18 protein-coding genes are annotated in these 24,441 nt (G+C 59.9%); 13 read left to right on the forward strand and 5 right to left on the reverse strand.

Annotation, left to right across the window (positions count from 1 at the left end; all coding sequences use genetic code 11):
* Positions 1 to 84: 84 nt before the first annotated feature.
* The 8 genes from WNY61_RS06870 (at position 85) to WNY61_RS06905 (ending at position 9,668) form a co-directional block, all read left to right on the forward strand.
* Positions 85 to 744, forward strand: a complete 660-nt coding sequence (locus tag WNY61_RS06870) for a GntR family transcriptional regulator (RefSeq protein WP_342850733.1) — start codon at positions 85 to 87, stop codon at positions 742 to 744.
* Positions 745 to 857: 113 nt separating this feature from the next.
* Complete coding sequence (locus WNY61_RS06875; protein ID WP_342850734.1) at positions 858 to 2,420, forward strand: ABC transporter substrate-binding protein; 1,563 nt, start codon at positions 858 to 860, stop codon at positions 2,418 to 2,420.
* Between the two features lie 76 nt (positions 2,421 to 2,496).
* Entirely contained in the window at positions 2,497 to 3,468 is a 972-nt protein-coding gene (locus WNY61_RS06880) for an ABC transporter permease (RefSeq protein WP_342850736.1), read from the forward strand.
* On the forward strand, positions 3,465 to 4,304 hold the full coding sequence (locus WNY61_RS06885) for an ABC transporter permease (protein ID WP_342850738.1): 840 nt from the start codon (positions 3,465 to 3,467) through the stop codon (positions 4,302 to 4,304). The genes WNY61_RS06880 and WNY61_RS06885 overlap by 4 nt, the downstream gene beginning before the upstream one ends.
* Positions 4,301 to 5,923: an ABC transporter ATP-binding protein gene (locus WNY61_RS06890; protein WP_342850739.1), complete on the forward strand. Its 1,623-nt coding sequence runs from the start codon at positions 4,301 to 4,303 to the stop codon at positions 5,921 to 5,923. Before WNY61_RS06885 ends, WNY61_RS06890 begins: the two co-directional genes overlap by 4 nt.
* 39 nt (positions 5,924 to 5,962) lie before the next feature.
* Positions 5,963 to 6,709: an SDR family oxidoreductase gene (locus tag WNY61_RS06895; protein ID WP_342850740.1), complete on the forward strand. Its 747-nt coding sequence runs from the start codon at positions 5,963 to 5,965 to the stop codon at positions 6,707 to 6,709.
* A 183-nt stretch (positions 6,710 to 6,892) separates the two neighbouring features.
* On the forward strand, positions 6,893 to 7,363 hold the full coding sequence (locus WNY61_RS06900) for a (2Fe-2S)-binding protein (protein ID WP_342850741.1): 471 nt from the start codon (positions 6,893 to 6,895) through the stop codon (positions 7,361 to 7,363).
* 4 nt (positions 7,364 to 7,367) lie between these two features.
* Positions 7,368 to 9,668 carry a molybdopterin cofactor-binding domain-containing protein gene (locus WNY61_RS06905; protein ID WP_342850742.1) on the forward strand — a complete coding sequence of 767 codons (2,301 nt, stop codon included), beginning with the start codon at positions 7,368 to 7,370 and terminating at the stop codon, positions 9,666 to 9,668.
* A gap of 121 nt (positions 9,669 to 9,789) precedes the next feature.
* On the opposite strand, the gene WNY61_RS06910 is transcribed toward WNY61_RS06905, so the two are convergent.
* The 5 genes from WNY61_RS06910 to WNY61_RS06930 form a co-directional block, all read right to left on the reverse strand.
* Positions 9,790 to 11,466 (reverse strand): amidohydrolase, encoded by a 1,677-nt coding sequence (locus tag WNY61_RS06910; RefSeq protein WP_342850743.1) that lies wholly within the window; start codon positions 11,464 to 11,466, stop codon positions 9,790 to 9,792.
* 74 nt (positions 11,467 to 11,540) lie between these two features.
* Positions 11,541 to 12,560, reverse strand: a complete 1,020-nt coding sequence (locus WNY61_RS06915) for an extracellular solute-binding protein (RefSeq protein ID WP_342850744.1) — start codon at positions 12,558 to 12,560, stop codon at positions 11,541 to 11,543.
* A 20-nt stretch (positions 12,561 to 12,580) separates the two neighbouring features.
* Positions 12,581 to 13,384, reverse strand: coding sequence for an ABC transporter permease (locus tag WNY61_RS06920; RefSeq protein ID WP_342850745.1), 804 nt, complete (start codon positions 13,382 to 13,384; stop codon positions 12,581 to 12,583).
* Entirely contained in the window at positions 13,377 to 14,288 is a 912-nt protein-coding gene (locus WNY61_RS06925; RefSeq protein ID WP_342850746.1) for an ABC transporter permease, read from the reverse strand. Before WNY61_RS06925 ends, WNY61_RS06920 begins: the two co-directional genes overlap by 8 nt.
* A 3-nt stretch (positions 14,289 to 14,291) precedes the next feature.
* A complete protein-coding gene (locus WNY61_RS06930) occupies positions 14,292 to 15,365 on the reverse strand; it encodes an ABC transporter ATP-binding protein (RefSeq protein WP_342850747.1) in 1,074 nt (357 codons plus the stop codon).
* A 136-nt stretch (positions 15,366 to 15,501) separates the two neighbouring features.
* Here WNY61_RS06930 and WNY61_RS06935 point away from each other — a divergent pair, with 136 nt between their 5' ends.
* The 5 genes from WNY61_RS06935 (at position 15,502) to WNY61_RS06955 (ending at position 24,437) form a co-directional block, all read left to right on the forward strand.
* Positions 15,502 to 16,299, forward strand: coding sequence for a helix-turn-helix transcriptional regulator (locus WNY61_RS06935; protein ID WP_342850748.1), 798 nt, complete (start codon positions 15,502 to 15,504; stop codon positions 16,297 to 16,299).
* Between the two features lie 257 nt (positions 16,300 to 16,556).
* Positions 16,557 to 18,557 carry an ATP-binding protein gene (locus WNY61_RS06940; RefSeq protein ID WP_342850749.1) on the forward strand — a complete coding sequence of 667 codons (2,001 nt, stop codon included), beginning with the start codon at positions 16,557 to 16,559 and terminating at the stop codon, positions 18,555 to 18,557.
* Positions 18,558 to 18,885: 328 nt separating this feature from the next.
* Positions 18,886 to 20,064 (forward strand): efflux RND transporter periplasmic adaptor subunit, encoded by a 1,179-nt coding sequence (locus WNY61_RS06945; RefSeq protein ID WP_342850750.1) that lies wholly within the window; start codon positions 18,886 to 18,888, stop codon positions 20,062 to 20,064.
* The gene (locus WNY61_RS06950; protein WP_342850751.1) at positions 20,057 to 23,140 is read left to right on the forward strand and encodes an efflux RND transporter permease subunit; all 3,084 of its coding nucleotides are present in this window, start codon (positions 20,057 to 20,059) and stop codon (positions 23,138 to 23,140) included. The genes WNY61_RS06945 and WNY61_RS06950 overlap by 8 nt, the downstream gene beginning before the upstream one ends.
* 316 nt (positions 23,141 to 23,456) lie before the next feature.
* Positions 23,457 to 24,437, forward strand: a complete 981-nt coding sequence (locus WNY61_RS06955; protein ID WP_342850752.1) for a TAXI family TRAP transporter solute-binding subunit — start codon at positions 23,457 to 23,459, stop codon at positions 24,435 to 24,437.
* Positions 24,438 to 24,441 lie beyond the last annotated feature (4 nt).

The following is a 24,441-nucleotide window of genomic DNA, read 5'->3' on the forward strand; positions in this document are numbered from 1 at the left end:
TGCAGTTTTAATTTGCAGGCTCAATAGAAATGATGCATCATGCATCAAAACTAGTCAAAATCGACTGGCGAGAATGAGGGCGCAATGGCCGAAATTAATCAAGTTTCATTGGGCGACGCTATCTATGAGCGGCTGTGCCAGGACTTGGTTAGTGGCAAGCTGCGGCCGAATGAAAAGGTCACCATTCGGGGGCTGGCAGAGCGGCTGGGTACCAGTTCAACCCCGGTGCGGGACGCGGTGCAGCGGCTGCTGCGCGAGGAAGCGCTAGAGCAGCGCAGCATGCGCGATGTGCGGGTGCCTGTGCTAACAGAGGTGCAGTATCTTGAGATCGCCAGCATCCGGCGCGAGTTGGAAGGTTTCGCCGCAGGCCGCGCGGCCGAGAGGGTGGGGCCAAAAGAAATCCGCCGTCTGGAAAAGATCGTGGAGCGAAACGGGGTCGCAGCACAGGCCGGACGCTGGCCGCAGGCGGTTAAATACAATCAAGAGTTTCATTTCGCGCTGGTCGAAGCAGCTGAAATGCCAATCTTGCTGGCCATTCTCAGCGGGCTGTGGCTGCGTATGGGGCCGCTGATTGCCGGATATTATGCGCGCGAGCAGGTCGGGCTGGTAAGACATCACCAGACGATTATTGCAGCCTGCGAGAATCGCGACCCTGCTGCGGCAGCCGCGGGAATGCGCGCTGACATTGATGACGCAAAGGAGGGGATCATCAGATACATCGCATCATTCACCACCAACGAATGAGAGAGCAAAGTCCCGTGCGTCGCGCGGGCCTCGTACCAGTCGAATGCATCAGCCGGCAAAAGATCGGACGCTTTGAATGGGCGGGATTCAACAAAAAACCAATGGGGATTTAAATGCTAAACACCACTAAATTAACGGCAGCCGTTTTGGCGCTGGCGATGGCCGGACCACTCGCGGCGCAAGACGGCGCACCCAAATCCGGCGGCACGCTGAACGTCGTGATCCAGCCAGAACCGCCCAGCTTGATGCTCGGCCTCGTGCAGAACGGCCCAACGCAGATGGTCGGCGGCGATATTTATGAAAGCCTGCTGCGTTATGATTTCGATCTGAAGCCCGAAGGCCAGTTGGCTGAATCTTGGGAGATTTCAGAGGACGGCAAGACCTATACCTTCAAGCTTCGCGAAGGCGTGGTTTTTCATGACGGAGAGCCGTTCACCTCGGCGGATGTCGAATTCTCCATGGATAAGTTCCTGCGCGAGAGCCATTCGCGGATGCGCACCTATATGGAGCATGTCGAGAGCATTGAGACACCGGATGAATATACGGTTGTCTTTAACCTGAAGCAGCCCTTCGGCCCCTTCATTGGTATCTTTGAGCCCGGCACCGCGCCGATGATCCCCAAGCACATCTATGAAGGCACGGATTTCGCCAACAACGAGGCGAACAACACGCCCATCGGCACCGGCCCCTTCAAGTTCGACACATGGGAGAAGGGCAGCTTCATCCATCTGGTCAAGAATGACGACTACTACATGGAGGGCAAGCCCTATGTGGATGAAGTTTATTACCACGTGATCCCCGATGCGGCCTCGCGTGCGGTGGCCTATGAGACCGGCAAGGTCGATGTGCTGCCCGGCGGCTCGGTCGAGAATTTCGACGTGGCGCGCATTCAGGCGATGGACAACACCTGCATCACAGACAAAGGCTGGGAATACTTCGGCCCGCTGTCTTGGATGTGGGTGAACAACGACAACAAGCCGCTCGATGATGTGAAGGTGCGCAAGGCGATCATGCATGGCGTCGACCGCCAGTTCGCCAAGGACGCGCTTTGGAATGGTCTGGGCAAGGTCTCGACCGGGCCGCTTTCGTCTTCCACCCGCTTCTATGATGGCGAGACGCCGGACATCACCTTCGACCCGGAGAAAGCCAAAGCCCTGCTGGAAGAAAGCAGCTATGATGGTGAAACCATCCGCATTCTGGGTTTGCCTTACGGTGAGACTTGGCAGCGCTGGGCCGAAGCGGTCAAACAAAACCTGAGCGAGATCGGCATGACGACCGAGATTGTGCCGTCGGACGTGGCGGGTTGGAACCAGAAGGTCGCAGACCGCGACTTTGATCTCGCCTTTACCTACCTCTACCAATACGGCGATCCGGCGCTCGGCGTTTCGCGGACCTATATGGGCGACAATGCCGCTCCCGGTTCGCCTTGGAACAACGTGGCAAACTATCAAAATGCCGAAACGGACAAGCTGTTCGCCGAAGCGGCACTGATGGCCAGCCCCGAAGAGCGCAAGGCCGCCTATAAGGAAATCCAAGACAAAATCGTCGAGGACGTGCCGAACATTTGGCTCTTGGAACTGGGTTTCCCCACGATCTACCGCTGTGACATCAAAAACCCCGTCAACACTGCCTTTGGTGTGAACGACGGTTTCCGTGACGTGTGGATCGACAAATAAAAAGAGCGACAACGCTCAAGGTCCGAGCCGTTTCGGCGGCTTGGGCTCACTTTAGAACAAGAACGAGGCGGATAGCGTGATACGTTTCATATTGGGCAGGTTGATCAAGGCAGTGTTTATCCTGCTGGCGATCCTTGTCTTCAATTTCCTGCTGATCCATGCGGCACCGGGTGACCCTGCGGCGGTCATGGCGGGCGAAGCTGGGGCGGCAGACGAGAAATTCCTTGCAGACCTGCGGGCGCGTTTCGGGCTGGACCAACCACTCTACATGCAGCTTTGGCTCTACATCAAAGGCGCGGTGCAGCTTGATCTGGGCTATTCCTTCCGCCAGCAAATGCCCGTGGCAGAGATGATCGGCGACCGTCTGCCTGCCACGCTTTTGCTGACCGGCGTGGCCTTTGTGCTGTCGCTGGTGTTGGGCGTGACCGCCGGTGTGGCGGCCTCGGCCCGGCAGGGGCGGTGGGGTGACACGCTTATCTCCACATTCGCGCTGCTGTTTTATGCGACACCGCTGTTCTGGGTGGCGCTGATGGCGACGCTGGTGTTTTCCGTCTGGCTCGAATGGTTGCCGGGCTTTGGGTATTCGACCATCGGGGCGGGCTATACCGGTATGGCCCATGTGCTTGATGTGGCGAAACATCTTGTGCTCCCGGCCTCGACGTTGGGGCTGTTCTTCATGGCGATTTACATGCGCATGACGCGGGCCTCGATGCTCGAAGTCTCGCGGCTCGATTTCGTCAAAACCGCCCGCGCCAAGGGGCTGACCCGCGGCGTGATCCAACGGCGGCATATCCTGCGCAACGCGCTGTTGCCGGTCATCACGCTGGCCGGGCTTCAGGCGGGGCAAATCTTTGGCGGGGCGATCCTGACCGAGACCGTTTTCGCATGGCCCGGCATCGGGCGGCTGATGTTCGAGGCGATCAACCAGCGGGATTACAACGTGATCCTCGGGGTCTTTTACATCTCGGCGGCCATGGTGCTGCTGTTCAACCTGATCACGGATGTCATCTATGTCATTGTTGATCCGCGGATAAGGCTGACAACATGATGAGCTTTTGGAAACGTTTCAGCTATAACCGTGGTGCGGTGATCGGTCTGGTCATCCTGACCTTCGTCATCGCCGCTGCCATCCTTGCGCCCATCCTTTTCCCGCAAAGCCCGTGGAAAATGGTGCAGCGCCCATTTTTGCCGCCATTCACCCAAGACGGGCTGATGCTGGGCACCGATGCCCTTGGCCGCAACGTGCTGGCGGGGCTGGCGCATGGGGCTTATGTGAGCCTGCTGGTCGGGCTGGTCTCAACCATCGTGGCGCTGGCCATTGGCGTGCCGGTGGGTGCAGCCGCGGGGTATTTCGCGGGGCGGATTGACGACGCGCTCATGCGCTTTACCGAATTCTTTCAGACCATCCCCAGCTTTGCGCTTGCCATCGTGCTCTTGGCGATCTTTCAGCCCAGCTTGACCTTCGTCATCATCGCGATCTCCATCGTGTCATGGCCCCCGGTGGCGCGTCTGGTGCGCGGCGAGGTGCTGTCGCTCAGAACCCGCGAGTTTGTCGAGGCGGCGAGCCTGTCGGGTCTTGGTAACTTCCAGATCATCACCCGCCACATTCTGCCCAATGCGCTGCCGCCCATTATCGTGCTGGCCTCGCTGATGGTGGCGCAGGCGATCTTGCTGGAAAGCTCGCTGTCCTTTCTGGGGCTGGGCGATCCGAACATCATGTCTTGGGGCTATATGATCGGTGCCGCCCGGACTGTGATCCGCACCGCATGGTGGCTGTCGTTCCTGCCGGGCATGGCGATCCTTCTGACCGTGCTGGCGCTGAACCTGATCGGCGAAGGCCTGAATGACGCGCTGAACCCGCGATTGACGAGGAAATCCGAATGACCCTGCTTTGCATCCGTGACCTGTCTATCGCTCTGCCGGTGGGGGCCGACCGGCTCTATGCCGCAAAGGACATCAACTTTGATCTTTCGCCGGGAGAGATCCTTTGCATCGTGGGCGAAAGCGGGTCGGGCAAATCTATGTCGGCCAATGCGGTGATGGGGCTGCTGCCGCAGGGGGTTATGCCTGACAAGGGCAGCATCATCTTTGATGGGCAGTCGATCCTTGGCCTGTCTGAGAAAGAGATGCTCAGCCTGCGTGGCAGCCGTATTTCGATGATCTTTCAAGAGCCGCTCAGCGCGCTGAACCCGCTGATGCGGGTCGGCGCGCAGATCGCTGAAGTGTTTGAGGCACATGGCGCGCTTGCCAAGGCCGAACGCCGTGCCCGTGCACTGAAGCTGCTGGAAGAGGTGGGTATTCCCGACCCCGAAGCGGCGATCCGGGCTTATCCTTTCCAACTGTCGGGCGGGCAGCGGCAGCGGGTGATGATCGCCATGGCCTTGGCGCTGGAGCCGGACATCCTGATCGCGGATGAGCCGACCACCGCGCTTGATGTGACCACCCAAGCGCAGATCCTCAAGCTGATCGAAGATCTCCGGCGCAAGCGTGGCATGGCGGTGATCTTTATCACCCATGACTTTGGTGTGGTGGCCGATATCGCTGACCGGGTGATCGTCATGAAAAAGGGCGAGATCGTTGAGGCCGGCCCCGCGCAGGATGTGCTGCTAAAACCTCAGCACCCCTATACCCGCGCCCTGATCGACGCGATCCCCCGGCTGACCCAGACCGATGCGCCCAAGCAGGTGGAGCGCAAAGCGCTGCTGAAGGTCGAAGGGTTGCAGAAGACCTTTTCGACCGGCTCCGGCACGCTCTTTGGCAAGCGCCGCGTGGTGAAGGCCGTCCAAGACGTGAGCTTTGAGCTTTACGCAGGCGAGACGATTGGCATCGTCGGAGAGTCCGGTTCGGGCAAGTCCACCGTCGGGCGTTGTCTGGTGCGTCTGCTCGATCCAGATGGGGGTCGGGTGCTGATGGATGACGTCGACATCGCCCATATGTCAGGCGCGGAACTGCGCGCGCAGCGGCGCAAGTTGCAGATGATCTTCCAAGACCCGTTTTCCTCGCTCAACCCCCGCGCCCGCGTGTCGCGCATCCTCACCGAAGGGCTGATCGCCTATGGCACGCCGGATAAAGAGGCAAAGGCCAAGGCGCGGGAGTTGCTCGAACTCGTCGGGCTGGACGAAAGCGCGATGAAACGCTTCCCACATGAGTTCTCAGGCGGGCAGCGGCAGCGGATCGGCATTGCCCGTGCACTGGCGCTGGAGCCGTCGATCATTATCGCGGATGAGGCCGTCTCGGCGCTCGATGTGTCCATTCAGGCGCAGGTGCTTGATCTGCTGGCCGAGTTGAAGACCCGGCTGAACCTGTCGATGCTCTTTATCACCCATGACCTGCGCGTCGCGGCGCGGATATGCGACCGGATCATCGTCATGCAAAAGGGCCAGATCGTCGAAGCGGGGCCGGTCAGCAAAGTGTTGCACGACCCCGATACCGCCTATACGCGCAGCCTGCTCGACGCTATTCCGGGGCAGGAATATGAACGCGCTCTGGCGGCTGCCGACTAGGGCGCTATTTCAGGCGTTACGCCAGATTTGGATCAAGCGATGGATACTGAGGCTCACGACCAAAAGACGCTGCTTTTGACGGGGGCAAGCCGGGGCATCGGACACGCCACGGCCAAGACCTTCGCCAGCAGGGGTTGGCGGGTGATTGGGTGCTCGCGGCAGGCGTTCTCGCCCGAATGCCCTTGGCCCGGTGGGGCGCAGGACCATGTGCAGGTCGATCTCAGCGATCCCAACCAGACCATCGAAGCCGTAGCACAGGTTAAGAAGCTCCTGAACGGCAGCCCTTTGCATGCGCTGGTCAACAACGCAGGCATTTCGCCAAAGGGGGAGGGCGGCGCAAGACTTAGCACGCTCGACACCGATCTGCGGACGTGGGGGCAGGTGTTTCATGTGAATTTCTTTGCCTCCGTGGTGCTGGCGCGCGGGCTTCAGGATGAGCTGTCCGCCGGGCGCGGGTCGGTCGTGAATGTGACCTCAATCGCTGGATACCGGGTGCATCCGTTCGCCGGGGCGGCCTATGCCACGTCAAAGGCGGCGCTTGCCGCGCTGACCCGTGAGATGGCCCATGATTTCGGCCCGCTTGGCGTTCGGGTGAACGCGATCGCACCGGGCGAGGTGGAAACCGCGATCCTCAGCGAAGGCACCGACAAGATTGTGCGCAGTATTCCCATGCGCCGCCTTGGCCAGCCCGAGGAAGTCGCGCGGGCGATCTATTTTCTATGCAGCGAAGAAAGCTCTTATGTCTCGGGGACCGAGATTGAGATCAATGGCGGGCAGCACGTCTAAGACGCGCGAAGGGGCTACCTTTAGGCGGGGGTTTGCGCGCGTTTGCCCGGTCTGACAATTCCGTGACCGGGGCAGTCTGCGGCTGTCATTGCCGGGCATTAGACTTATGTACAGCTCCTCACGTCAGGGCAGCTATACGCGCGCTCCCCTCAGGCAAAGCATACCCCAAGGGACAACCACTTCATGATAAAATTCGAATTGAACGGGCGGCAAATCTCTGTCGACGCAGACCCGGATATGCCCCTGTTGTGGGCGATCCGCGATGAAATCGGTCTTACCGGCACCAAGTTCGGCTGCGGCATCGGTGCCTGCGGCGCTTGTACCGTGCACATCGACGGCACCGCCACACGGTCCTGCATCACCTATCTCGCGGATGTAGAGGGCCTGTCGGTCACCACGATCGAAGGGCTGGACGAGAGGGGCAATCACCCCGTTCAAGAAGCATGGCGCAACCTGCGCGTGCCGCAATGCGGCTACTGCCAGTCAGGCCAGATCATGCAGGCGGCATCGCTGTTGCAAGACACGCCGAACCCCAGCGACGAAGACATCGATGCGGTGATGACCGGCAACCTTTGCCGCTGCATGACCTACCCCCGTATTCGCCAAGCCGTGCGCGACGCCGCCACCGCAATGGGAGGCTCCGACAATGGCTAATCTGATGTCCCGCCTGAAAGGCTCCGACACTCAATCGCAAATGACCCGCCGTGGGTTTTTGGTGTCCATGACCGCCGCTGGCGTTGCCTTTGGCTTCCCGCAGGCGTCGAACGCCGCGATGAACCCCGCTGTGCCGGATGGCACGCCGATCATGCCAAACGGCCAGACGTTCGAGCCGTCGATGTGGTATTGGATCGACGCCGACGGTCAGGTCAACGTCAACATCATCCGCGCCGAAATGGGCCAACACGTCGGCACCGCCATCGCGCGCATTCTGGCGGATGAGCTGGAAGTCGCGTGGGAGGATGTCCATATCACCCACGTCGATTCAGCCGAGAAATGGGGCCTTATGGTCACCGGCGGCAGCTGGTCGATCTGGCAAAGCTGGCCGGTCTACCGTCAGGCAGGCGCTGCCGGGCGAACCGCGCTAATCGAAGCGGCGGCGGCGAAGTGGGGCGTTGATGCCTCTGGCCTGACCGCACGCGACGGTGCTGTGACCGATGGCACGCAAAGCATCAGCTACGGTGATCTGGTGGCCGAAGGGCTCGACCGGAGCTTCACCGAAGACGAACTGGCAGCCTTGCCGTTGAAACCCCATGCCGATCTGCGCCTTGTGGGCCAAGACGTGCATCCGCTTGATCTGGATACGAAGACCACCGGTCAGGCGATCTATGGCTTGGATGCCAAGGTCGACGGCATGGTATACGGCGTGCCGATGCTGCCGCCGACGCGCTATGGCTCCAAGGTTAATTCTGTCGATGACAGCGCCGCGAAAGAGGTCAAAGGCTACCTTGAGACCGTGGTGCTGGATGATCCGTCGGGCACCGTGCCGGGCTGGGTTGTGGTGCTGGGCAAAACGCTCCACGCAGCGCGGATGGCCACCTATGAGATCAGCGTCGATTGGACCGCGGGCGAAACGGCAGATGTGTCCGAGGATGACATCCAAGCCCGTTCGCGCGAGTTGATCGGAGGCGACGCGGGGTCGATCCTGCACACCGAACAGCCCGAGACGAGCGCCGTTTTCGACGCCGCTGCCGAGACGCTGGAGGCCGAGTACACCACGCAATCCGTGCTGCACTTCCAGATGGAGCCGGTGAACGCGACCGTCTTCCAGAACGCCGACGGCATCTGGGAAACCCATGCGGGCAACCAGTGGCAATCGCTGATCCTGCCCACGCTGTCCACGGCGCTTGAGGTGCCTGCCGACAAGATCGTCATGCGCAGCTATATGCTGGGCGGGGGCTTTGGCCGTCGTTTGAATGGCGACTACATCGTGCCTGCAGCACTTGCCTCCAAGGCTGTCGGCAAGCCCGTCAAGCTGGTCTTCTCCCGCGAGGAAGACGCCCAGTTCGACAGCATCCGCTCGCCTTCGGTGCAGAAGCTGCGCATGGCGTTTGATGATGCCAAGGCCGTCACGGGGATGGAACACCACGCCGCCGCCGGTTGGCCGACGCAGGTGATGGCACCGGGCTTCATGCCCAAAGGTGTCAACGAAGAGCCTTACGATCCCTTTGCAATCGACGGGGCCGATCACTGGTATACCGTCGGCGCACACCGTGTGCGGGCGATCTCGAACGATCTGGCGAACGCGACCTTCCGTCCCGGTTGGCTGCGCTCGGTCGGGCCGGGCTGGACCAACTTTGCCGTCGAAAGCTTCATGGACGAGGCCGCGCATAAGGTCGGTGCCGATCCGTTGCAGTTCCGTTTGGATCACCTGAAGGCCGAAGGCATCAACGCAGGCTCCGCGCCCAACGCGGTCGGCGGTGCGTCGCGTCAGGCAACCGTTCTGCAGCGCGTGGCCGAGATGTCGGGCTATGGCGCAACCGACCTGCCCGAGGGCACGGCAATCGGCATCGCCACGACCTTTGGCCAATCGCGCAGCATGCCAACGTGGACCGCTGCCGCTGTCAAGCTGGCGGTGGATGCGGAGACGGGTGAGGTGGCTGTGCAGAAGATGTGGCTGGCGTTCGATTGCGGCACGGTTGTCGACCCCGACGGGGCGCACGCGCAATGCGTTGGCGCGGCACTTTGGGGCCTGTCCATGGCGCTGCACGAAGGCACGCGGATCGAAAACGGCAATGTCGTTGACCTCAACCTCGGCTCCTACACGCCGCTGCGGATGATCGATGTGCCGGATGTCGAGGTTGCATTCGTGGAAAGCACGGAAGCGCCTGTGGGTCTTGGGGAGCCGGGCACCACGGTCATCGCGCCTGCCATCGCCAACGCGATCTTCAACGCGACGGGCGCGCGGGTACGGCATCTGCCGATCACCGGTGATGCGATCCTCGCGGCAAAAGAAAGCTAATCCTCTGACGGGCGCGACATCTCGCGCCCGTCTTTTCCTTCTCAGCCGGTCACTAGATTATCAGAGTTGGCCTATTTCAGACGTCTTTCCGCAGACTTCTGAGCCTAAATATTACTTACACTCACCTCTGAAACGTCAGCTCACCGCCCATGATGGTCGCGCGGGCGTTGGCATCGGCGATTTGCGCGGGGGGCAACTGGGTCAAGTCATGGCTCAACACGGCCACATCGGCATCCATGCCGGGTTTGAGCCTGCCACGAGTGTCTTCGGCAAACTCAACCCACGCGTTGTCGCGGGTATAGCTTGCCAGCGCGTCTTCCAAGCTTTGGCTCTGATCCGTCCATTCTTTGCCAAGGTCCAGCGGCGCGATCGCGGCCTTGATGGTGCGCATGACATCCACGGGGATCACCGGCCAATCGGTTGAAAAGACGACCTTAGCGCCGCTTTCACGGATAGTTTGCCACGCATAGGCACCCGCGATCTGATCGGGGTGTAGGTAGTTGGTGACGCCTTCGGGCGGGAAGATATGGCCAAGCGGGGCGTGACCCGGTTGCAGCGAAGCGACGATGTCCAACTCAGATAAGCGGGGCAGGTCGTCCAGATGCATCACCTCGATATGTTCAATCCGGTGACGGCTGTCGCGTTTGCCATTGGACTTTTGCGCAACTTCAAAAGCGTTAATCGTGCGCCGCACGGCGGCATCGCCGATGGCATGGACCGCGATCTGAAAGCCGAGCCGGTCCGCTTCCACACATGCCGCAACAAAATGCTCTTGGGTAAAGACCTCATCACCGGTGTTGCCACCCGCACCCAGATCGCCGGGGTAGGGGCGCAGCATCAGCGCGGTGCCGCTTTCGATCACGCCATCGATGAACATTTTTACATGGATGCAGCGCAGTTTGTCGCCTTGGTAATCGGCGCGCATGGCGGGGGCTTCTTGCGTGATCCGTTCAATGGGGTCGGTGCCTTTAAGGTGAAAGGGCACGGTGCAGCGGCAGATCAAACGCCCTTCGGTCTCAAGCTCGGACAGCAGTTCAAGCTGGTAGCGGTTGCCATCCATTAAATGCAGGCCGGTGATGCCTTGCGCGGCGCAATGGGCCAGGCCGCGGGCGATGACATCTTTGTCCATCTCGCGTTGCCGCGCGGTCGCGGGTGGCACCGGGTCTTTGCCGCTGGTCAGCCCCAGCATGTCGCGCCCACCGTGGCGGGTGAGGGCAAGGACCGGACTATAGGCACCGGGTTCCAGCAGCTCACCGCTTGCCAGTCCATCCGGGCCCATCACAATCTCCGAGCCCGAATCGACTTCGCCCCCTTCAAGCAGCCCTGCGGCCTTGAGCGCGGTGGTATTGGCCCAGACAGTGTGATGGTCAGGTGCGAACATGGCGAGGGGGCGGTCGGGCAGGATGGTGTCCAGATCCTGCCGCGTCAGTGTGCTGCCGGTGCCAAGAATGCCGTAGTCTGCCATCACACAAAACAGCAGTTTGTCATCAGGATTGGCCTCGGCATAGGGCAGGATCAGGCGGCGCATCTCGTCCAAACCTTTGACGCCATAAAGGTTGAGGTATTCCAGTTCGACCGAGCCACCAAAGAGATGCACATGGCTGTCGATGAACCCTGGCAACACGGTGCCGCCCTGCGCGTCGATGACGCGGGTTTCGGTTCCGATCTGCGCCATCACCTCGGCGTCTGTGCCGACATGGGTGATCTTACCGCCACTGATGGCCAGCGCGGTCGCATTGGGCTGGGCGTCATCGAAGGTCATCAAGGCCCCGTTGTGGATGGCAATATCTGCCGGCATGGAGGTGTTCCTTTGTCTTGAGTGGGGCCGTTGAGGTGCAGGCGGACCAAATCCCGCCTGCACTGGTGTTGCGCTTACTTCTGAAGGTCGGTCCAGATCGCGGTGTAGAGCTTTTGCGCCTCGGGTGGGCAGACCTTGGCGACATAGGCAGCACCCTTCAACTCTTCCGGGACCACAACTTCGGGCGCACTTTTCATGTCTTCGGGCATGAACTCTTCCGAGCCTTTGATGCCGTTCGCATAGCGCGCGAACTCAGACAACATCGCGGCATTTTCCGGGTCCATCACAAAGTTGAGGAAGGTCTTCGCCTCTTCCACATTGGTCGCATCGGCGAGGATCGCGGCGTTGTCCATCCAGACCGGGTAGCCTTCTTGTGGGTAGCCAAAGGCGATGTCTTCGTTCTGGTTGCGCGCACGGAAGGACGCGCCGTTCCAGTTCACCCCAGCGGCGAGGTCACCCTTGGCGTATTTCTCGATGTTGCCATAGTCCATCGATAGCCAGTTGGGCTTGGCCGCGCGCATGATGTCGCGGACCTTTTTCAAGACCTCTTTGTCTGCCGTGCATTGCTCGCCACCTGCATAATGAATCGCCATGCCCATGACGTCGTTCATTTCCGGCACGACGTTGATCTTGCCTTTCAGCTCTTCCGGCGGATCAAAGATCACGGCGGCAGTGTTGATGTCGCCGCTATAGACCGACGTGTTTACCGTCACACCAACGGTGCCCCACTGCCATGGCACGGTGTAGTTGCGGCCCGGATCGAATTCGACATCGACCCACTGCGGGTCCATATGTTTAAAATTCTCCATCTCATTGGGTTTGCTTTCCATCAGCAGCCCTTCACCAACGAAGATCGGCACATAGGTCCCCGACGGCACGACGATGTCAAAGCCATGCCCGCCCGCTTTGATCTTGGCCAGCGCGGTGTCGTTGCTGTCATAGTCCGTGATGGTGACCTTGATGCCGGTCTGTTTCTCGAACTTCTCGATCATCTCAGGGCTGGTGTAGTTGCCCCAGTTGTAGAGGTTCAGTTCCCCTTCGGCCAAGGCTGGCCCGGCGAGGACAAGGCCGATTGCTGTCAGTGTCTTTTTCATCTTAAGCTCCCTTTGGTTGATTATTTTTTGGTTCTGCTGAGCAGGGTATAGGCGATCACCATCAAGACGGAGATCATCAAAAGCACGGTCGAAATCGCGTTGATCTCTGGCGTCACCACCCGCCGTAATTGGCCCAGCATGTAAGTCGGCAGCGTATCCTGCCCGGCGGATTTCACAAACTCTGTAATCACCACGTCGTCGAGGCTGATCACAAAGGCCAGCATCGCCCCGGCAAGGATGCCGGGCCAAAGTTGCGGCAATGTCACCCGGCGGAAAACCTGAAACGGTGTGGCGTAAAGATCGGCTGCGGCTTGCTCTAGGCTCAGGTCCATGCCCTGTAGCCGTGCGCGGATCGGCAGATAGGCGAAGGGGATGCAGAAGGCCGAATGCGCGATGATGAGATACATTAGCCCGGTGTAGCCGGTGGCGACCTTGATCGTGGCGAAGAAGATCAGCAGCGCCACCGCCGTCACGATTTCTGGCACCATGAGTGGCTGGTGGATCAGTGCAAAGATTGCGGTTTGCCCACGAAATTTGCGGTTGCGGGTGGTGGCGAGCGCCGCGAGCACCGCCGCCGTCGTGGCGATGGCGGCAGCAGACAGCGCGATAATCAGGCTGCGCACCGTCGCCTCTTGCACCATCTCATTGTCCCATGCCGAGACATACCAGCGCCAAGAAAACCCCTCCCAAATCGCGATGGATGTGCCTGCGTTGAAGGAATAGACCACCAAGAGGACGATGGGCATGTAAAGCATGACGAAACAGGCCATGGCGATGCCGGAAAAGCCCCGGAGTTTGCGAATGTCAAAACCGCGTTTAGCCATGACGGACCTCCTCATTCCCCGCCGCGCGGACATAGGCCAGAAGCGCCACCATCACGATGGCCAGCAGTGTAATCGACAGCGCGGCGCCCAAGGGCCAGTTGCGCCCCTGACCGAACTGAAGCTCGATCAGATTGCCCAGCATCAACTGGTTGCCGCCGCCCATGACGCGCGGTATAACATAGGCACCCAGCGACGGCACCAGCACCAAAATCGACCCGGCGATGACCCCCGGTTTCACCAGCGGCAGGATTACCCGGCGTAGCACGTTGAACCGCGTCGCATAGAGATCATAGCCCGCCTCAACGAGCCGGAAGTCCAACCGCTCAAGTGAAGCATAGATCGGCAAGACCATCAGCGGCAGATAGACATAGACCATGCCGAGGATGATGGAGAATTCGGTAAACAGCATCTGGATCGGCTCATCAATGATGCCCAAGCCCATCAGAACCGTGTTGATCGTGCCTTCGTTGCGGATCAACTCCAGAATGGCAAAGGTGCGGATCAGCAGGTTTGTCCAGAACGGGATGATGATCAGCAGCATCCAGAATTCGCGCTGTTTCTTGGGCCGGGTGGCGATGAAATAGGCGGTCGGAAAGCCAAAGAAGAGACAGGCGATCGTGGTCAGAACGGACAGTTTGACCGACCGCCACAGAATGCTCAGATGTGCGTCAGACCAGCCGAGCGTGTCGTCAAAGATGTCACGTTGCATCAAGACGCCAAACCAAGCATCGGTCGAGAACTCCCACTCCACGCCGCCGTAATCGCCGGGGGTGAGGAAGGAATAGAATAGCGTGATCAGGAGCGGGCCGCTCGCGGCAAAGATTAGGATGATAAGTGCTGGGGTCAGCAGCAGCCAGCGGTTGCGCGCAGCGCGTTGAGAAACGGTGTTGGAAAGCTCTGCCATGGCTTAATCCCTCAACACTTGCGCGGCTCCGGCGGGGAAAGTCAGCCCAACGCGGTCACCGGTTGCAAAGCTGATGTCCTCGGTTGGAGAGTTCTGCCGACGCAGCACGAAATCGCTGCCGTCGTCGAGGGTAACATGAAAATGCGTATCGGTGCCGAAATAGACCACCTCGCGGAGCGTGCCTGCAAGCAGCCCCGCGCCGTCGGCAGTGAGCTCGGCGTGCTCGGGCCGAAGCGCCAGCGTGACCTTGCTCTGCGTGCCGTCATTGGCGTGGGCATCTACTTCTTTACCCGAGGCGAGGCGCAGACGGGCGGTTTCTCCGGTGATTGAAATAACCTCGGCGGGGAGGAAGTTCGTATCCCCGATGAAATCAGCAACAAAGCGGTCAGCGGGCCGGTCATAAATCTCGCGGGGGCGGCCAATTTGGCGAATGGCGCCGTTTGACATGACCGCGATCCGGTCTGACATGGTCAGCGCTTCTTCTTGGTCGTGGGTCACAAAGATAAAGGTGATGCCAGTCTCGGTTTGCAGTCGCTTCAACTCCAGCTGCATCTGCTTGCGCAGCTTAAAATCCAGCGCGCTGAGCGGCTCATCCAGCAAAAGGATCTTGGGGCGGGGGGCCAAGGCACGGGCAAGGGCCACGCGCTGCTGCTGCCCACCAGAAATTTGCCCGGTTTGACGGTCGGCGAGATGTGACATCTGCACCAGTTCCATCATCTCGCCCACCGTAGCCTTGACCGATGCTTTTGGTGTGCCCAGCATCTGCAACCCGAAAGCGATGTTTTCTGACACCGTCATATGCGGAAAAAGCGCGTAGTTTTGAAAAACCGTGTTGATGGGGCGTTTGTAAGGGGGCGCGTCGAGCAGGCTTTCTCCGAACATATCCAGCTTGCCGGAGGTCGGATGCTCAAACCCCGCGATCAGCCTGAGCAGGGTCGTCTTGCCGCAACCTGATGGCCCAAGCAGCGTGAAGAATTCGTTGTCGTTGATCTCAACGTCAATGCTCGCCAGCGCTTCAACCGGCGGTGTGCCCGGATATACCTTGCGCAGCGACTGCGCAGTAATTGCTTTGGTCATTGAACCCCCTGTCTGTTCGGCCTGCGTTATTTGATCAAACAAGCTCACACCCGCATGATTGCGGCAATGGGTCCGACAATATATACCCCCACTGGGGTAGTAAATTTGACCATATTGCCCGAAAGGTGAGTATTTTTTGAGCGACAATCTATCTGCGAGCGAAGTTTCCCTGCTCCGCGACGCCATGCGCGCGGTCGGCACCCCGGCTTTTTTCGAGACCTATCAAGTGCTGTTTCGCGCGCGGGTTGCTTTTAGCACCTTCCTTATGATGCGGTTTGATCCCGGCCAGCCGCCCGGCCTTTTGGACGATTGGATCGAGCCGGGCCGCCTGCGTCCCACGGCGCTGAGCGAGTATCTTGATAGCACCTATGCATTTGACCCGTTCTTTCAGTATCGAGAACGCGCGGAGGGGGGCGGCGTTTTTCGCCTGTCAGAGGTTGCGCCCGATCGGTTCTTCTCCAGCGAATACTACCTGCAATATTACCGCGGGTCGGGCCTGTGTGACGAAGTCGGGCTGCTGGCACCATTGGCGCAGGGCGGGGTGGCGCATCTGTCGATGAGCAGGCGCGATGCCCAAGGGCCATTTCGCCGGGGCGAGCTGCGCTATCTGCGTAAATATGCGCCAGTTTTGATCGAATTGCTGACGCAACACTGCAGTTTGCTGGTGCCGCCGCAACAGGGTGGCACGGTTACCACGCGCCCGCCGTTGACAGACCTGATCCGCAATCATGCAAAGGACGTGTTGCACCTTGCCCTGACTGCACGCGAGGCGCAGATTGCGGGGCTGGTTTTGCAAGGTCACTCCAACGGTTCAGCCGCCAAAACGCTGGAGATCGCCACGGAGACTTGCAAGGTTCACCGCCGCAATCTCTACCGCAAGCTGAATATTTCCTCGCAGCGTGATCTGTTCGGTCTGTTCAAGCATCTGCTTTAGGCCGCGACGGAACTGGGGCCGCTAAAACGCCGAGACTACCGCGGTTTAGAAGCAGCTATCTGCAAAGTACCATGGGCTTACGAGGGCAGAGGGGCGCGCGTCATGCCTTGCGCATTTAGGCGTTCCAAACCGCGCTGTTCTATGCTGCTGTTGCCACATCGCTTGCGCGGGTCATTTAAAAGCAGAGAGTGCGATAATGTCGGGCGCGCAGGGATCGGGTTTCTGCGTTTTACCTAAGATAGGACACCCACAAGAGAATGGTCAGCACTGAGCCAACCAGCAAAGGCGCGACGGAAACGCCATCCCGCGCGCAATCTCTTTTCCGGGGTCTGATCACTGCCGTTGTTCTTACGTATTTCGCGGGTCTCGCCCTGCTAACTTGGGCCGACTACAACCGCGCCACGACCCGCGCCGAGATCGAGCTTGAGCATTTTGCCGAACTCTATGAACGGGCGGTCGATGCCACCCTGTCGGTTGCGAACGTGCAAATGCGGGGGCTGATTGACGAATTATCGACGGCACTTTTGGACAACCCAGTTCGGTTCGAGGCGCAATATGGCGCTGTAATGGCGGCAGCCGTGAACTCGATTGAACAGGTCGATTCATTGGGGCTTATCGGTGCGGATGGGGTTGTGCTTTGGGCCACGGCAAAGCCATTGATGGGGCGCTATCTAGCTGATCGCGCCTACTTTCAGGCTGCGATCGGCCTTGGCGTTGATGAATACACTGTTGGGGTGCCAATCAAGTCCCGCGCGACCGGGCGCCGTCTTACGCCAATTGCTTGGCCGCTCATTGGCATAGATGGCCGGGTGCGCGGCGTTTTAGCTTCTTCTCTGGGCGAGGATTATTACGCGCAACTGCTCGCGGCGGATGGGCTTGAACCGGACATGCATGTCGAGGTTGTGACCGCTAAGGGTGAACGCGCCTTTGTCGCGGGGCGGGCGTCGCGCGACCCCGATACGCCGGTGTTTCGCGCGCGCAAAGCAATCCCGGCGCTTGATCTGTATGTAGACGTGACCCGCAGCAAAGCTGCGGTCATGCGCAGCTATTGGCAGCGTACCTTGTTGTTCGGCGGCTTTGCGACGATCCTATTTTTGACAGTGATCAACGCGGCAATCCGCGCCCGACGGCAATCGACCCAATTGGCCCAAGCCTTGCGCGATTCAGAGCGGAACCGCGAGCAGATCCGCGCGGCCCAGAGCGGATTTAACGCCATTTTTGAGAATGTGGGCGATGGGCTTATCGTTTACAACGACAACAACACGCTGCACCGTTCCAACCGTAGGGCGCGGGCGCTTATGGGGGTTTCCTCGGACATTGAAGCCGTTGATCAGCTGCGCAAATTGGTCCCGCCCTTCGCGGAAATGGATGAAGATGCTGCCGAGCACCGCATCCATATCCGCAATGCCGCGCATGAAAACAGGGCTGTCCAATGCCGGGTGATGAAAATGCACCTGCAGGGGGACTGCATCGCTTACAACGTGCTTCAAGATATCTCTGCCGAAGAGCGTTTGGCGGCGGCGCGTGCGGCCTTTGTAATGTCGGTGAACCACGAACTGAGCACCCCGCTTAGGTCTTTGGCCGGATCGCTTGAAATCCTTCACGAACGGTTTGGCGACACCATACCGAAAAGCGCGGGCGAATTGTTGACGATGGCGACCCGTAATGCGGAACGTTTGTTGGTGCTGGTCAATGATATTCAGACCCTTCAAGCGATTGATCAGCAACAGCTTAGCATCCAGTTTGAGCGTGTCGCTGTGTCAGAGCTGTTGTCCGAGGCGATTGCGACCAATTCCGGATATGGGGCGAACCGTGATGTTTGCCTTAAGATACGCACCGCGCCCGACGCACCGCAGGATGCCTATATTCGTGTCGATCCGGTCCGGATGCAGCAAATTTTGTCGAACCTGATTTCCAACGCGATAAAATATACGCCCCGCGGTGGGACAGTGAAAATTGGCGCTGATGTGGATCAAGAAAAGGTCACGTTCTATGTCTGCGACGCGGGTCCGGGCATTCCGCGATCCGCGCATGATCGAATGTTCAAAAGGTTCGCCGACCCTGTTCATTCTCGCGATACCCAAGCGTATGGGACCGGGCTGGGGCTGGCCATCACTGAAGAATTGGTGACGCGGCAAGGCGGCGACATAAGCTTTGAGACGCAGTCCGTGGAAGACGGGGCCGAAAATCCCGGCACTACATTCTTTGTGCGGTTTGCCCGTGATGATACCGGGCCTCCGCAGAAAGCCTCGGGGTGAGAGGGCCAGTCGTAGATACCGCCCGAGACACGAACGCGCCCGTCTGCAGATATGAGGGTTGCTGCGATGGCAACGATGTAACGCTGCTCATTTGCGATCTTGTCGGAGGTGAAATTGGTACCAAGCGGGCAGGCCAGCGGTAAGGGGTGCTGGTTGCATAATAATGTAGAGCTTGAGATTTAGCTTACCTCCGCTCCAGGTTTCATGCGGCGCGGTCGGCCCGTTTTGCCGCTAGACAATAAAAACAGAAAAAATCGTACTTTCGAGCGACGGAAATTTTCCAGTCCCACGTTTCACCCTCAAGTCGGTTAACCTGAAAGACATTATGATGAAGCGAATTGCGGAGTTATTGCTCGGCCTGATGGCTGTGGCTGCTGTTACCTATTGGCTCTTTGGTGACAGGCTGATGCCCTCGGACGGGGCGACGACGGCTGAAGAAACCGGCGCAGGCACCGCACCGGGTGGGCGCCAAGGTGGGGGGCGACCGGGCGCGAACCGCGCCGCAATGGTAACTATGCAGTCGGTCGACCTCAGCCCCTATGCGTTGGAATATCAGGCCGTCGGCACAATCGAATCCACGGCGCGCGTGGCCGTTGTTGCTGAGGCCAGCGGCCGGGTCGAAGAATTGCTGGTCGCCCCGGGTGACAGGGTGGCCGCAGACGCGCCGCTGCTGCGGTTAGAGCAGCGGACCCAAACGCTGGATTTGGCCAGTGCAAAAGCGTCGCTCACCGAGGCGCAAAATGCGCTGGAGCGTGTGCAGCGGTTGAGTTCGACAGGGTCCGTGGCCGTGACCTCGGTGCAGGTGCAAGAGGCGCAGACAGCGACGAACATTGCGCAGGTGGCGGTCGACCGTGCCGAGTTAGAGCTTGATCGCCGCATTGTCCGCGCTCCGATCGAAGGGGTGGTGGGACTGATGGACGCGCGCTTGGGTGACTACTTGAGCGCCAATGCGCAGATCACCACGGTCAGCGTGCCCGAGCAGTTGAAGGTCGGCTTCTCGTTGCCTGAAAGCGCCGTGGCTGTGCTGGAGCCGGGCCTCATGGTCGATGTGCTGCTGCCCTCTCGAATTGGGCGGGTATTCAAAGGCCAGATCACCGCCATCGACACCGAAATTGATACGACAACCCGCCTGATTGATGTTGAGGCGCAGCTTCAGGGGGATGTTACCGGGCTCCGGCATGGGATGATTGCCAATGTGGTGCTGATCGAAGAACAAGCGGCGATGCCTGCGATTTCGGCGCTGTCGATCTCGTGGAGCCGTGAGGGTGCGTCTGTTTTCGTGGCTGAGGAAGGCACTGTGCGCCGCGTGCCCGTCACCATTCGGCACCGTCTGGATGATCGCGTCTGGGTCGATGGTGCGCTTGCCGTGGGCGATCAGATCGTCGTCGAAGGGGTTCAAAAGCTGCGCGAAGGCGGGCAGGTGCAGACGTTGCAACTGGCGCAGGCAGAAACCGAAGAGCGCGCAGCGCCTAGGCCCAATGCGCAGGAGCCATCGGTAAATGAGTAACCCCGCGCCCAAATCAGGCTTTTCCAGCCTGTTCGTTAAGCGGCCTGTCTTGGCGGTTGTGCTTAACCTGTTGATCATCATCGCGGGCGCTGCCGCCTACCTTGGCGTCGATATTCGTGAGATGCCCAATGTCGACCAGCCCGTGCTTTCGGTGCGCACCACCTATGAAAATGCCGCGCCTGAAACGGTCGATACCGAAGTCACCGCGGTGCTTGAGGATGCGTTAAGCGCGCTGGAAGGGGTTGAGGCGATCTCCTCCCAGTCCAGCTTTGGCAGCTCGCGGATTACGCTGGAACTGTCGTCATCGGTGGATATCAACACAGCCTCGAATGAGGCGCGCGAGATCGTGGCAGGGCTTAGCCGGCAATTGCCTGATGATCTGGAGCCGGAAGTTAGCAAAAACGATGCAGACGCCGATCCGATCATCCGTATTGCCCTTTATGGCACGGCCAGCCTTGAAGACCTGTCTCGACTGGCCGAAGACCGCGTTGCGACGGAATTGGGCGGCATTGACGGGATCGCCACCGTGGAGGTCGCAGGCACGCAGGAGTATGAGTATCTCGTGCGGCTGAACATGACCGCGCTCACCGGGCGGGGGCTCACGGTAGAAGATGTCTCCACCGCTTTGGCACAGCTTGATAACAGCGCGGCCCTTGGCACGCTGGAAAGTGCCGATCAGCAACTGACCCTGAAACTCGCGTCCGAAGATGTGTTGGTCGAAGACATCGCCAGCCTGCGGATCGACAAGAACACCCGGTTGAGCGACGTAGCGTTGGTGCAGTTGACTGCCGTGGACCGTACGGTTTTCTCGCGGGTGAATGGCCAATCTGCGGTGGCGATCAACGTCTATCGCCAGTCGGTCGCCAATACGCTGACCATCAGCCAGGACGTTGCTGCCGCCTTGGCAGATTTGCAGTTGGACATGCCCGATGGGGTGCAGATGGTCACGACTGCCGATGACGGCATCTATGTCGAACAGGCGTTGAATGAGGTGGTCAGTTCAATCCTGCTGGCCGTGGTGATCGTGGTGCTGGTGCTCTACGCATTCCTGCGCTCGTGGCGGGCGGTTCTGATCCCGGCACTGACCATTCCGGTGGCGCTGATCGGGACATTGGCGGCGATTTGGATGGCGGGGTTTTCCGTTAATACGATTACGCTGCTGGCCTTGGTCTTGGCCACCGGCATGGTCGTTGATGACGCCATTGTCGTGGTCGAAAACGTTGTGCGCAAACGTCAAGAAGGGTTGGGTCGGTATGCGGCGGCAGCCGAGGGGGCGAATGAAGTCTTCTTCGCCGTCATCTCAACCACGGCCACATTGGCGGCGGTCTTCATCCCGATCTCGTTCCTGCCGGGGCAGGCGGGGGGCATTTTCCTTGAGTTCGGCTTTGTACTGGCCTTCTGCGTGACGATCTCGTCTTTCGTAGCGTTGACGCTGGTCCCTATGCTGGCCGCCGTATTGGACCCGGGCCGCACGGGGGAACCCGTGAAGGAAGGCTCTGAGGGCGATGCCAGCCTGCTGGGTCGTGGCTTGCTTTGGCTGGTGGACCGCGCGCTCGCGTTGCCGATCTTAGTCGTCGCGCTGGCGCTGTGCTTTGGGGTCTTTTCAATCTCGCTCTATGGCTCGCTCAACAGTGAGTTGACCCCAACCGAAGACCGGGGTGCCTTTATGGTTCGGGCCCGTGCGCCATCGGGTGTGTCGTCCAGCTTTACCGATCAACAGGTACAGCAGATCGAAAGCATGGTGGCCCCCTATGTCGAAAGCGGCGAGATTGCGGCGGTGCAATCCATCGTCGGGCTTGGCGGGGGGACATCGGCCTTTGTTATCGTGAAGCTTGCCGATTGGTCAGAGCGGGACCGTCCACAAGAAGAGATCATGGCCGAGCTAAACCGCGAATTTCAGACGATCACCGGCCTTACCGTTTTCGCCCGCTCGCCCAACAGTCTTGGCATTCGTGGCGGGGGCTCGGGCCTTACGGCGGCGGTGACGGGTACGAACCCTGCGCTGCTGACCGCGCAGGCGGAAAAGCTGGTTACCGCCATGCAGGCACAGCCCGCGCTGTTTTCAAGCGCGCAGCTTAGCGAAGAGGCCTATGTCCCCGAGATTGAGGTAACGATCAATGCCGACCTTGCGCGCGAGTATGGGCTGACCCCGTCTGAGATCGACGCCACGATCAGCGCCATGACCGCCGGGGTAGAGGCCGCAGAGGTATTTCTGAACGGCGAAGAGATCACCGTGCAGGTTGAACCGGGCGGCCGCCCGATCAACGATCCTGCCGACCTTAACACCGTATCTCTGCGCGGCGATACGGGCAGTTTTCTGCCCCTCTCCAGCGTGGCGCAGTTTGAACAGGTGGCGGGCCTGTCGCGGGTCAGTCGCGAAGAAGGCAACCGCGCTGTGGCCGTCCAAGCGGCCCTGCCCAGCGGGGTCGATATGGGCGAGGCAGCAGCGGCGCTAGAGGAGCTGGCCCGCGAGGTGTTGGATGAGGGGGTGACCCTTGTGTTCACCGGCGAAGCGGCCAGCCTAGAGACGGCAGAGAACGGCATCTATATGGTCTTCGGCATTGCATTTCTCATCGTGCTTTTGGTGCTGTCAGCGCAGTTCGAAAGCCTGATTTCTGCTGCCGTTATCATGCTCGCCGTGCCCTTCGGGCTGGGCGCTGCGGTGATGGCAATCGCTGTGACGGGCGGCAGCCTGAACTACTACAGCCAGATCGGTTTGGTGCTGTTGATCGGTATCATGGCCAAGAACGGCATCCTGATCGTGGAATTCGCCAACCAATTGCGCGAGGCAGGGGCCACGGTTGATGCGGCTATCCGCAGTGCCATGCGGCTGCGTTTGCGGCCTGTAATGATGACGATGGTCTCGACTGTTTTGGGTGGTGTGCCTTTGATCGCGGCCACGGGTGCCGGCGCAGAGGCGCGGATCGCCGTGGGATGGGTGATGGTGGGCGGGCTTGGATTTGCCACCGTTTTCACCCTCTTTCTGACGCCGGTGCTCTACCGAGTTTTGGCGCCGCTTTCGCCTGTACCCGGTGCCGCGTCGCGGCAGTTGGATCAGGAGCTGGCTGCCGCGTAAAGCAGGCAAACGGGCGGGGGCGGTTCAACGCTGTGATAAGCGGCGCAGCGTTGAGCCGCCCCTGATGCGAGATAGAACACCCGCCGGGAAATGCGGCTTACCCTGTATCTCCAAACTGCTCAGTCAGAAAGACGCGGGACATTTTGACCCAATCGCTCCGCTAAGTGCCTGATTATTCCCCAACTGGGGCCCCGTGGCATTTTCGGTCTTGCCACTGAGGGTTAGAGTACTCTTAATTGGCGCGGCAAGCTGAACACAGCAGCTGAGCGCGGCACCCTGTGCCGACACTCAGTAAGATCAACCAAGGGAGAGAGACATGAAATTCACCGCAATCCTCGCCGCCAGCACTATTTTGGCAGGCGCTGCCGTCGCACAGGACGTTGATAAATCCGATTGGCCCAGCAGCTTTACCGTCGGCACGGCCAGCCAAGGGGGCACCTATTTCGCCTATGGCTCCGGCTGGGCAAACCTTGTGGCCAAAGAGCTGGGCCTGACAGGCGGCGGCGAAGTCACCGGTGGCCCGATGCAGAACATGGCGCTGGTCCACACCGGCGAGGCGGCCTTTGGCATGACCACAATGGGCCCGGCCGCGGAATCGCTGGCAGGCACCAACCCCATCGCGCCCGGTCTGGAAATGACCCAAGCCTGCGCGATGTTCCCGATGTACCAGACACCGTTCTCGGTCACCGCTCTGGCGTCTTCGGGCATCGAAAAGGTCAGCGACATCCCGGCGGGTGCCAAGATCGGTTTCGGCCCGGCGGGCTCCACTTCCGACACCTATTTCCCGCGCATGATGGACACGCTCGGCGTCGAATACGAGCGCCGCAACGGCGGTTGGACCGATCTGGGTGGTCAGTTGCAGGATGGTCTGCTGGACGTGATCGCATTCGCCGCAGGCGTGCCTGTGCCAGCGGTCAGCCAGTTGGAAGTGCAGACGGATGTGAACATCATCGAGTTCACCGAAGAAGAGCAGGCCAAATTGCTTGAGGAATTCCCGGTATCTGACTTCTCGATCAAAGCCAGCACCTACTCCACGCTGGAAGCGGACGCGCGGTCGGTCTCCATGTGGAACTTCGCGATTGCCAATTGCGATCTGCCGGAATCCTTCGTGAAAGCGGCGGTGGACGTGGTCATGTCTGACAATGAGCGTATGACCGGCATCCACAAAGCGGCGGCGTCGACCCTGCCTGAGAACTGGGACAAAAACAAAGTCCTGAAATGGCACCCCGGTGCGGCGGCATGGTTCAAAGAGAACGCGAATGCCGATATTTCCGACGACATGATCTACGGCAACTAAGCTA

Source organism: Sulfitobacter sp. AS92 (genome assembly GCF_038900015.1).
In the GTDB taxonomy this organism is placed as follows: domain Bacteria; phylum Pseudomonadota; class Alphaproteobacteria; order Rhodobacterales; family Rhodobacteraceae; genus Sulfitobacter.